The sequence below is a fragment of the Pelagimonas sp. genome (genome assembly GCF_058892305.1).
The window spans coordinates 97,712-108,378 of the sequence record NZ_JBZXVN010000013.1 but is presented as its reverse complement, the minus strand read 5'-3'; the positions used below and the strand labels follow the sequence as shown (position 1 = coordinate 108,378).

Sequence of the window (10,667 nt, the reverse complement as noted above, 5' to 3'; positions counted from 1 at the left end):
GCGCCTCGGTATAGGGGTGATATGGCGGGGCAAAGACTTGATCTGTTGTTCCAAGTTCGACCACATGCCCCAAATACATCACCATCACCCGGTCACTGAGATAGCGTACAATGCTCAGGTCGTGGCTGATAAAAAGCAGCGTCGTTTTGTGTTCACGCTGAATTTCCATCAACAAATCAGTCACCGCGGCCTGGACCGAAACATCCAGGGCCGACACCGGTTCATCCGCCACAACAATGCGGGCGTCCCCCGCAAAGGCCCGCGCGATTCCAACGCGCTGTTTTTGACCACCTGACAATTGCCGCGGCATCCTATCGGCAAAGGCACGAGGGAGCTTGACCAAATCAAGCAGCTTCAACATGCGATCCCGCCGTTCACCATCCGTCGTGCCAACGCCAAAGATCTCAAGCGCACGAATAATCTGTCGCCCAATGGTCATTGACGGGTTCAAAGTGTCAAAGGGGTTTTGAAAAACCATTTGAACATCAGCGATTGTACCGGTGTCGCGCCACTCAATCGGAGTGTTCTGAATTTCGCGGTTGTCCAATAGAATCTGACCGTCCGTCGCGGTTTCCAACCCCATCAAAACTTTGGCAAATGTGGATTTTCCGCAGCCGGATTCGCCGACGATTGCAAGTGTTTCACTCTCTCTGGCCTCAAAGCTGAGGCTTTCATTGGCTTTGACGACCTTCTTTTCACCCGAGTTTCCAAAAAGCGCATTGGCGGCAACTTCGTAATACTTGCGCAGATTCTCCATCTTCAAAACCACCGGACCAGGCTGGGGTTTATCGACGGTTTCTCCATGGCTAATCGGGGCGTTCCAATCTATTTCGGTGAACTTCAAACACCGTGATGTATGGCGATCCCCTTGTGCAGGAGCCATTTGAATGTCCGCCGCATCACAGCGGCCCGCCTCAAAATAATCGCAACGCGGGCCAAAATTGCACCCTTGCGGTCGTTCATGAGGGAGCGGAAAGTTGCCAGGAATAGCCACCAAGGGACGGGCAGTCTTGTCCGCACCCGGAAGGGGAATAGAGCGAAAGAGCGCCTGCGTATAGGGGTGTTGCATATGGTCAAACACCGCCTCAATCGAGCCGGTTTCAACCGCCTCGCCGCTATACATGACGCAAAGCCGATCACAGGTCTCTAAAACCAATCCAAGGTTGTGAGAGATGAACAGCATCGAGGTGCCATATTTCTTGCCAAGCTCTTTGACCAATTCGACAACGGCTGCCTCAACCGTCACGTCAAGCGCAGTTGTGGGTTCGTCCAAAATCAACAACGATGGTTCCGCCATCAAAGCCATCGCAATCACGATACGTTGTTGTTGCCCGCCAGAAAGCTGATGCGGATAGCTGTCCAATATGCGCTTTGGATCGGGCAGTTTCACATCGGTCACAACCTGCAAGGCCCGCGCATAGGCGTCTTCTTTAGACACGCCTTTGTGCACAATCGGCACTTCCATCAATTGTTTGCCGATCTTCATCGCCGGGTTCAGGCTGGCCATTGGTTCTTGGTAAATCATCGCGATTTCAGACCCGCGAATATCGCGCAGCTCCTCGGCACTCATCAAACTAAGGTCGCGACCTTTGAACTTGATTGTGCCACCAACAATCTCACCATTGTTGCCGAGATCTTGCATGACCCCAAGCGCGACGGTGGATTTTCCGCAGCCAGATTCCCCAACCAACCCAACCGCTTCTCCGGGCATGACATTGACGGAAAAATCCATCACCGCCGGAATTTCCCTCAGCCGGGTGAAAAAGGAAATCGACAGATTTTCAATCTCCAAAATCGGTCCATCATAGTCATAGGTCATATGCGTCTCCCTCGCGGGCGGCAGGATGGGGCCTTGGGCTTTCATCTTGCCAAATAAACTCCGGGGGTCCGGGGCGGGCCCCCGGTCCGTCCCTCTCATCAATCGCGCAAAGATTCTTCGCGCAAACCATCAGCCAATAGATTCAACCCTAGAACCAAACTTAACAAAGCCAAAGCAGGCGGAAGGGCAGGGTGCAGATATACCGACAAAAGCTTGCGCCCTTCGTTGATGGTTGATCCCCAATCGGGGCTTTCGGGCGGCAACCCTAGCCCAAAGAACCCCAAGGTTCCCAAAAGGATCGTTGTATAGCCAATGCGCAAGCAAAAATCGACGATCAGCGGACCACGGGCATTGGGTAAGATTTCCCAAAGCATAATGTACCACGGGCGCTCGCCCCGTGTCTGCGCAGCGGCGACATAGTCACGGGTTTTGATATCAAGCGTTAGCCCGCGCACGATCCGGAACACGGTGGGTGAATTGACAAAGACCACCGACACAAAAACCACAAGCGTGCCGCCAGGGATGTCGAACATATCCAGAGGCCAGAAGTCAATTTTGGATCCGCTCTCATTGATCAACGACAGGTACAATAGACCCAGCGGTACCAAGACAACTGCCAGCCAAAACATGTTTTTGCTTGGTTGCGTTCGAAACCGCGAATGGATCAGCACCGCAAAAAACACCACGGGACAGACAAATAAAACCACGGCCATATATTGCGGCAATCCGGTTGCGACAATCTCAGGCGTGACCAGTAGATAGAAAAGCAAGATAACCGGAAAGGCGAGAATAAGATTGGCCAGAAAACTAAGTCCGGTATCAAGTCGCCCGCCATAGTAACCCGCCGGCAGTCCAAGCGTGATCCCGACCATAAAGGCAAATAGAGTTGCCAGCGGCGCAATAGCAATCACCACGGTGCTGCCCAAAACCATACGGGTAAACACGTCACGCGCGAGCTTGTCTCCCCCCAGCAAATAATGGGCAAACTCGCCCTCTTCGGCCCCACGCACCGGTGTGCCGGGCACTTTGTTCTTCATGCCTGAGATCTGCGCAATCGGGTCATGGGTGCTGATCAGGTCAAAAACCCCGGCGAAAATCGCGGTAAAGACCCAGAACATCACCAGCGCAAAGCCGATCATGCCAACCAGACTGTCAAAGAGTTTTCCATAAAGTCCAAGTCGCCGTTTGTAGCGGATTGAGACCACGAATAGGACAATCAGAGCCACCCAAACTGGGGTGAACTGGATCAAGATTTGCGTGACAATGGCGCCCCAGCTTAACGGATCCATGAGCGCCTCCTTATGTTACGCTGATGCGAGGGTTGAGATAGACATAGCCGATATCGGAAATCAGCTGGGTCAGTAGAACAACGACCACCGAAACCACCGAAATCCCCAAAAGCATTTCGATATCATTGTTGCCCGCCGCGCGGACAAGTTCCCATCCCAAGCCTTTGTACTGGAACAAGGTTTCAACAATGACCACCCCGTTCAACAGCCAAGGGATTTGTAACATGATGACCGTAAACGGCGCGATAAGCGCATTGCGCAACGCGTGTTTGATCACAACATTGGCAAAGCTCACCCCTTTAAGGCGGGCGGTCCGGATGTATTGCGCCGTCATGACTTCGGCCATCGACGCACGGGTCATGCGGGCGATATAGCCCATGCCATATAGCGCGATGGTCAACACCGGCAGGGTGAAATTTTCAAGCGACGGGCTTTCCATTGCCTTAGCAGCAGAGCCTTTGAAGAGCGCCTTGCCCTCAATCCAATCATTGGACGCCAACCACTGGTTCAGCGGTGATTTAGAGGAGGCCAGCAAGGCTATAAAGATCACACCGGAGACATATTCCGGCGTCGCCGTTGAGAGGATCGACACGCTGGAAAGGGTTCTATCGGTTGCCGACCCTTCGCGCATCCCGGCCAAAACACCAATGATCAAGGCGCTGGGGACCATGACAATCATCACCCACATCATCAAATAACCGGTGTTGGCAAGCCTAGGGCCCAAAACCTCAACTACCGGGGCCTTGGAGACCGAGGACCAGCCCCATTCGCCTTGCAGGATCCCGCAATATTGGGGTGCGTCTTCGGGCTTCATTCCGGGTTTGAGACATCGGCCTTTGACCGAGCCATCCTCGTCCACATGCCGAAAGGAAGGCACGAGACCTATCCATTCTGCGTATTTCTTGGGTGTGGATTGCAAATAGCCGCGATCCCCTAACCAGCTGGCAACAGCCTCATCTGACATGCGAAAATTGCCTTGGGTTTTGGCCAATTTTTCGAGGTTCGGATAGAGGTTGGTTAGAAAGAAGACGATGTAGGTTAGGCAAAGCGCCGTCAGGATCATGACCCCGACACGCCTAAGAATGAATAGTCCCATAGGTGCCCCTGTTGGTGGCTGGACACAAATCTGACCGAAATATCGGGCGCATGCGTCTCTTGTTTTGGCTCAGGACGAAAAAGGGCGCACCCAAAAGGCGCGCCCTAAATATACTTAGATCAGGCTTCGAGCGCCCATTTGTAAAGTTGCGGAAGGTCCGAGATGTGCTTGTCCACGCCAATAAGGCCTTCGCGCGTGTGGCGAATAGCGGTGCGCCAGTACGGTTGCAACGTTACGCCTTCATCGATCATGATTGCCTGAATTTTAGCCATCACGGCACGGCGCGCATCGGCATCCGCGATAGAGTTGGCTACGGCCAAAAGGGAATCGAATTCGGCATTGGCAAAGCCAGATTCGTTCCAGGCCTCACCCGAGCGATAGGCCAGCGCCAAGACCTGGGTGCCAAGCGGACGGTGGTTCCAGTTGGTCGAGCTGAACGGGTACTTCACCCAATCATTCCAGAAGGTCGAGCCGGGAAGAACCGTTCGTTTTACGTTGATACCCGCGTCGCGCAGCTGAGCCGCCACCGCATCGGTGGTGTTCTTGCGCCAATCATCGTCGATTGAATGCAGCTCATGCTCATAGTCGCCCATGCCGGCCTCATCCATCAAGGCCTTGGCCTTGGCTGGATCATGGGGAAGACGGGCGACGCTGGCGTCATGTTCGGGGTGCATCGGACCAACATGGCAGTTGTCGGCAACAATACCGTAACCGGACATGCCCAGTTCCAAACAGATCGCATTGTCGACCGCCATGGCAAGGGCTTGGCGCACACGTTTGTCGCCATAAATCTTGTTGCCATCGCCATCTTCGGCCAATTGGTTGGGTCGGATAACGATGGTAAAGCCCGAGGCAACTTCGGAGCGGACAAGCCCAAGACCGTCGAACACGTCGACAAATTCGCCCACCGATTCCCAGTTGAGATCAATCTCCTCTGAGTCAAAGGCCGCAACAAAGGCCGCCGGGTCGGTTCCGTAGTCGATGAATTCGATCCGGTCGACATGGCCGCCTTTGCCCGCGGCATAGCCCCACCATTCGTGGTCTTCGTTGCGCACCAATACGCTTTTGACCCCAACTTCGAGGCTTTCGGGTTTCATGAAACCGGTGCCAATTGGGTTCTCATACATGGTGGCCGGGTTGTGGCTTGAATGCACGATGGCAGCTGGATAATCGGCCATGCCGGGCACGATTGTGATGTCCGGCGCGTTGGTTTTTAGCTTGACGGTATGGCTGTCAACGACGGTGATTGCGCCGTCGCTAGCCTTGTTTGTGGTGGGGTCGATCATACTCGACATACGGCCAGCCATCGAGTTGCCCTCGACCTCCTTGTCGCACCACATGGCAATGTTGCGCGCGACATCTTCGGCGGTGAAATCGTCGCCGTTGTTCCATTTTACACCTTTACGGACATGGAGCGTGTATTCGGTGGCGTCTTCATTGGCTTCCCAACTCTCCAAAAGCATACCATTGAAAGAGCCGTCATTGTTGTATTCGATCAGATACTCAAGCCAACCCGAGGTAAAGGTCGCGATCTGGGTCCAGTCATAGGTGCGCGGATCTTTGAGGGCACGGACTTCCATCTGCATCCGGATTGTGCCGCCTTTTTGCGCGTGACCATCGGCCATGGCTGGCTGTGTCAATCCGCCGAGCGTATAGGCCGCGGTTGCCGTCAAACCCAATGCTGTACAGCGGGCCAAAAACTCGCGGCGGTCCATATCACCGTTTTTGAATTCGGCGGCATACATGTTTGCTACCGGATGGGCGCCGTTGGCTGGTGAGTGGAAAGTCATCGTCTTCTCCCTAAGACTTATTCATTTATGTAGGATGTCGATTTTTCTATCTAACGGCTAAACCGAAGCGAGTCCTCGGATTGCATAGCTGTCATGACACCCCTTGGCTCCATAGCGCCCGAGATATCTTGTAAGGTCAATGATTGAATTCGACGCCTGACGTCGTAAACGCTACATTGCCCTGTGGTCAAAACGTCTATTTCAAGGTTTGAAAATAGCAATTCGTAATTTTGAAAGACGCTAAAGGCGCGGGTTTTGCAAGGATTGGCGGCGCACAGAGGAGGGCGATAGGCCCGAATGGGTTTGAACAAATCGGGTGAAATAAGCCGCAGATGAGAACCCGAGAGCAAAGGCGAGGTCCTTGATCTGCATTTTTGTTTCGGTCAGTGCGAGCCGCGCAGAGTAAAGCTTACGCTCGGCCAGAAAATCCGCAGCGGTCTTGCCACAGGATTTCCGGCAGACACGGGTCAAATGCGTTGGCGAAACCTCAAGTTGTTCGGCAAAATCCGCAACGCCCATGGGGCGAAAAAAGTCTCGGGTGACCTGTTGGGCAAAGCGTTGGGTTAACCGGCAGGCCGCGTTGTCTTGAAAGGCTTCGCAGGCACCGGCTTGAACTTGGCGATGCAGCCAAACGGCGATCAATCGGACATGTGCCTCAAGCGCTTCGTCTCTCAGGGGGCGGTTGTGCATCAACTCGCGGCCCATCGTGTCTATTTCCGAGATGATTTCGGCCTGTGCGAGACTGTCCCGCACCCGTAGGTACAAGCATTCGCGCGGCATGCGGCTGGTTAACCCGGCGGGACTTTGCATCATCAACCCTTGGGCAGCCTTGGGGAAATCTATGGCGAACAAGGTCCCGGCGGGCAAATACATTGCCTGGTTGGCCATCAAACCGCGTCGCACCCCGTTGACTAATATCACGCCTTGCCCGCGTGTTAGGTAAATCAAAACGTTGTCAGGGCGGTCATGCAACAGAGTGTAACGCCATGGGCTGACCTGGGTAAGCAATGCAAGGGAGCCCGCCTTGATTGGATCCTGTTCGATGATGGGGAGCGACGGACGGATTTGATCCAATGCCACCGGTGCTACGGTGGGGGCGGGTGGCATCGGTTTGGTCAAAAACGCCGGGGGTTTCATGCGCCTATCTCCTGTGGAGAGAAAAGCGCCCATGATTTCATTCTGGCCTTGAACCATGTGCGTTGGCGTTTGGCGAACTGCCGCGTCAAAATCGTTGAGCGTTCACAGGCCTCTTCCAGCGTCATTTCTCCGCGCAGATGGGTGATCAATTCGGTGGCTCCAATGGCCTTGGCCGACGGCAGGGTGGGGTGCCAATCGTCGAGATTGGCGCGCGCTTCGTCCAAGGCTCCTTGCTCGATCATCAGGCCAAACCGACGTTCAATTCGGGGAGTGAGCCAGTCTTTGGGCGCGTCAAAAACAATCGGATGGGTTTGGTCTAGTGGCAACAAGGGCGGCGGGGTGCTGTCTTGCCAGTCGGCAATACCGCGCCCGGTGTTTTGCAACACCTCCCAAGCCCGGCCAACGCGCGCCGGATTTTGTAGATCAATTCTGGTGCGGGTTTGTTCATCCAGTTCTGCCACCAAAGCGGCCAAGCCATCCTGTGCCAGCCGTGCTTCAAACGCGGCCCGAACGTCGGGTGGGGTTGCCGGAATATCGGCCAACCCTTGGGTCAGCGCGCTAAAGTACAACCCAGTCCCTCCGACAATAATCGGGCGCTCAGAGCTGTTGAGCAGTGGCGCAACCTCGCGCAGCCAATGGCCGACCGAATACTCTTGATCTCCTGGAATATGACCGTAAAGCAAATGTTTAGCGCGGTGTTCATCCTCGGATGATGGGCGCGCCGTCAAAACGCGCCAATCGTCGAAAACCTGAATGGCATCGGCATTGATGATCACACCGCCTTGTGCTTCGGCAATGGCCAAAGCCAAAGCCGATTTGCCGCTGGCCGTTGGACCTGCGATCAAGACCGGCTTGGCCGGGTCAAGCTGTGCGATGACGTCATCGCCTTGCGCGCTCATGCAATATGCTCCGTCTGCCTCAAATCTTGGCCGTTTTTCCACCGCTGGCCATTGCGGCCAGCCCGGTTTTGCGCCAAATATGCGCCCGATCATATCCCCCAGTCATGACGGAGCGCAACATGACCGCGAGCGACACAGCAGAAACCACCTTTAATCGTGTAATGTTGAAGATTTCCGGCGAAGCCTTGATGGGGGATCAGGGGTATGGCCTGCACCCACCGACGGTTGAGCGGATCGCCCGCGAGGTGAAATCTGTTCACGATATGGGCGTTGAGATTTGCATGGTTATCGGTGGCGGCAATATTTTCCGCGGTCTTTCCGGCAGTGCGCAAGGGATGGAACGCACCACGGCCGATTACATGGGGATGATGGCCACGGTCATGAATGCCCTAGCCATGCAATCCGCTTTGGAGAAAATGGGCGTGTTTTGTCGTGTGATCAGCGCGATCCGTATGGATGAAGTCGCCGAGCCCTACATTCGCCGCCGCGCCGTGCGCCACCTTGAGAAAAAGCGGGTTTGCATTTTTGCGGCAGGCACCGGAAACCCCTATTTCACAACTGATACAGCGGCTGCTTTGCGGGCCAATGAAATGGCCTGTGAGGCGATCTTTATGGGTAAGAATGGCGTTGATGGGATTTATGACAAAGATCCGCAAAAACACGACGATGCCAAACGTTACGACAACGTGACCTTTGATGAGGTGCTGACCAAGAACCTTAAGGTTATGGACGCATCTGCCATTGCTTTGGCCCGTGACAACAACCTGCCCTTGATTGTTTTCCCATTGGACGAACCCGGTGGGTTTCGCGGAATTTTGGCCGGAAAAGGCACCTACACACGGGTTACCGGTTAAGCGTTTAGGCGTTTTGACGCATGATACGCGGTGGTGCGCCATAGCGGGATTTGAAGCTGCGGGTAAAGGCGGATGGCGACGCAAAGCCGGTTGCCTGTGCCACGTCTTCGACGCTTAGCACGGTGTCGCGCACGAGTTGTTCGGCCCGCTCAAGGCGCAGTTTTAGATAGACTTGAGTAGGGGTTTGACCAAGCCCTTTGCGACATCTCAACCGCAGCTGTTTTGGGCTCAGGTCTAGATCTGAGGCGATTTGATCCATCGGGCGAGGATCGCCAAGATGTGTGACCATGATCGACTGCATGCGCGATAGGACCGGGTCTTGCGCCTGGGGCAAGTGGCGGGCATCACCGTCGCTTCTGAACCGCCCCAACGACAAAGCATCTGAGACCTTACGCGCGATATCGGGGTCATGAACGCGGGCCACCCACGCCAAAATCGCATCACCGGCGGCAAGTCCCGTTGCGGCGGTCAAGCGGCCGCGATCAAAGCAAAATATTTGCTGAGAGGGGGCGACACGGCCCAGAATTTCGACCTCTTCTTCGGAGGGGGCAATTGGGATGACCGCCTGATACCCATCTAGAAGGCCAAGAGCGGCCAATACGGTGATGCCGCCGTCAAACCCGGCCAATGTTCCTCCGGCGGTTTGGGCGCGTAGCAAAAAACCGCGCAGTCCCATGGGCAATCGTTTCAAAGGCTGATCCCCGGCACAGATCACCACCAAATCCCAACCCGGTGGATCTTCCCAATCTGTGCGGTCGGGGGCAATTTCAAGGCCATCGACCGAGGGTGCGGGCGCGCCGGTCACTGTTCTAATTTCGATGGTAAACAATGGTCGCCCGGCCAAGGAATTGGCGCGATTGACAACTTCACGCAACATTACATAGGTGAGTATCGGAAAGCCGGGGGCGAGGATGAGGCAGATGTGCATTGGGTTGTTTCAGCTCGTATGTCGGTGGGGTTAGTGATGACGGAATTAGGTAAATGAACCCTTTCGGCATGGCGATTTTGCGACGGGGAGGGGCCACATTCCCCCAAAGAAATCAGCCAGCAGGCAAATGAAACGTCATCTCGCCTATACATTCTGAACGCGAGCGCATAGAACCAAAGCAATCGAAAACAAGAAGAAGACCGAGGGCCCATGTCCGAAGATTTCGAACTCGACACTGATGATCTTGCCCGCCGTATGGACGGTGCTATGGCCAATTTACGCACGGAATTCGCCTCGTTGCGGACCGGTCGCGCATCGGCTTCAATGCTTGAGCCGGTGATGGTGGATGCCTATGGCTCCATGACGCCCATCAATCAGGTTGGTACAGTGAACGTTCCAGAACCCCGCATGGTCACCATCAATGTGTGGGACAAAGGGTTGGTTGGCAAAGTTGAAAAGGCCATCCGCGAATCCGGATTGGGCATCAATCCGCAACTTAACGGCACAATTATCATGCTGCCGATCCCTGAGTTAAACGAAGAGCGACGCCGTGAGCTGACCAAAGTGGCCGGTGGGTACGCTGAACATGCCCGGGTCGCTGTGCGCAATGTGCGTCGCGATGGGATGGATCAGATCAAGAAAGCCAAAAATGACGGGATGTCAGAAGACGACCAGAAACTTTGGGAAGGCGAAGTGCAAGAAATGACCGATGCATACATCAAGAAGGTCGATGAAGCACTTGAAAATAAACAAGAAGAGATCATGCAGATCTAAGAGGCTAGGCGGTCTAATCCGCCGCCTTTGAGCGTGAGGCGGCGCTAGGCTGCCTCTTTCGCGTTTTTGGGGGCAGGGTCG

At 54.8% G+C, this 10,667-nt stretch carries 9 protein-coding genes; 2 read left to right on the top strand and 7 right to left on the bottom strand.

What is annotated here, in order from left to right; translation table 11 throughout:
* The 6 genes from AC5EFR_RS05405 to miaA form a co-directional block, all read right to left on the bottom strand.
* Positions 1 to 1,819, bottom strand: a 1,819-nt coding sequence (locus AC5EFR_RS05405) for a dipeptide ABC transporter ATP-binding protein (protein ID WP_493574928.1), incomplete at its 3' end; no start/stop codon positions are given.
* A gap of 98 nt (positions 1,820 to 1,917) precedes the next feature.
* A complete protein-coding gene (locus tag AC5EFR_RS05400; RefSeq protein ID WP_493574927.1) occupies positions 1,918 to 3,108 on the bottom strand; it encodes an ABC transporter permease in 1,191 nt (396 codons plus the stop codon).
* Between the two features lie 10 nt (positions 3,109 to 3,118).
* Complete coding sequence (locus AC5EFR_RS05395) at positions 3,119 to 4,204, bottom strand: ABC transporter permease (RefSeq protein WP_493574926.1); 1,086 nt, start codon at positions 4,202 to 4,204, stop codon at positions 3,119 to 3,121.
* A 119-nt stretch (positions 4,205 to 4,323) separates the two neighbouring features.
* Entirely contained in the window at positions 4,324 to 5,994 is a 1,671-nt protein-coding gene (locus AC5EFR_RS05390) for an ABC transporter substrate-binding protein (RefSeq protein ID WP_493574925.1), read from the bottom strand.
* A gap of 240 nt (positions 5,995 to 6,234) precedes the next feature.
* On the bottom strand, positions 6,235 to 7,131 hold the full coding sequence (locus AC5EFR_RS05385; protein ID WP_493574924.1) for a helix-turn-helix domain-containing protein: 897 nt from the start codon (positions 7,129 to 7,131) through the stop codon (positions 6,235 to 6,237).
* Positions 7,128 to 8,030, bottom strand: a complete 903-nt coding sequence (gene miaA, locus AC5EFR_RS05380; RefSeq protein ID WP_493574923.1) for a tRNA (adenosine(37)-N6)-dimethylallyltransferase MiaA — start codon at positions 8,028 to 8,030, stop codon at positions 7,128 to 7,130. Before miaA ends, AC5EFR_RS05385 begins: the two co-directional genes overlap by 4 nt.
* A 104-nt stretch (positions 8,031 to 8,134) precedes the next feature.
* On the opposite strand from miaA, the gene pyrH reads away from it, so the two are divergent.
* A complete protein-coding gene (gene pyrH / locus AC5EFR_RS05375) occupies positions 8,135 to 8,884 on the top strand; it encodes a UMP kinase (RefSeq protein WP_493574922.1) in 750 nt (249 codons plus the stop codon).
* 4 nt (positions 8,885 to 8,888) lie between these two features.
* Here the strand turns inward: pyrH and AC5EFR_RS05370 are convergent, their stop codons facing one another.
* On the bottom strand, positions 8,889 to 9,761 hold the full coding sequence (locus AC5EFR_RS05370) for a GlxA family transcriptional regulator (protein ID WP_493574921.1): 873 nt from the start codon (positions 9,759 to 9,761) through the stop codon (positions 8,889 to 8,891).
* A 261-nt stretch (positions 9,762 to 10,022) separates the two neighbouring features.
* On the opposite strand from AC5EFR_RS05370, the gene frr reads away from it, so the two are divergent.
* A complete protein-coding gene (gene frr / locus AC5EFR_RS05365) occupies positions 10,023 to 10,586 on the top strand; it encodes a ribosome recycling factor (protein ID WP_493574920.1) in 564 nt (187 codons plus the stop codon).
* Positions 10,587 to 10,667: the final 81 nt, after the last annotated feature.

Excerpts from the sequence above, each read along its gene's own strand:
- AC5EFR_RS05400 (WP_493574927.1), bottom strand. The coding sequence starts at position 3,108 with ATGGATCCGTTAAGCTGGGGCGCCATTGTCACGCAAATCTTGATCCAG.
- AC5EFR_RS05395 (WP_493574926.1), bottom strand. The coding sequence starts at position 4,204 with ATGGGACTATTCATTCTTAGGCGTGTCGGGGTCATGATCCTGACGGCG.
- AC5EFR_RS05390 (WP_493574925.1), bottom strand. The coding sequence starts at position 5,994 with ATGACTTTCCACTCACCAGCCAACGGCGCCCATCCGGTAGCAAACATG.
- AC5EFR_RS05385 (WP_493574924.1), bottom strand. The coding sequence starts at position 7,131 with ATGAAACCCCCGGCGTTTTTGACCAAACCGATGCCACCCGCCCCCACC.
- miaA (WP_493574923.1), bottom strand. The coding sequence starts at position 8,030 with ATGAGCGCGCAAGGCGATGACGTCATCGCACAGCTTGACCCGGCCAAG.
- pyrH (WP_493574922.1), top strand. The coding sequence starts at position 8,135 with ATGACGGAGCGCAACATGACCGCGAGCGACACAGCAGAAACCACCTTT.
- AC5EFR_RS05370 (WP_493574921.1), bottom strand. The coding sequence starts at position 9,761 with ATGTTGCGTGAAGTTGTCAATCGCGCCAATTCCTTGGCCGGGCGACCA.
- frr (WP_493574920.1), top strand. The coding sequence starts at position 10,023 with ATGTCCGAAGATTTCGAACTCGACACTGATGATCTTGCCCGCCGTATG.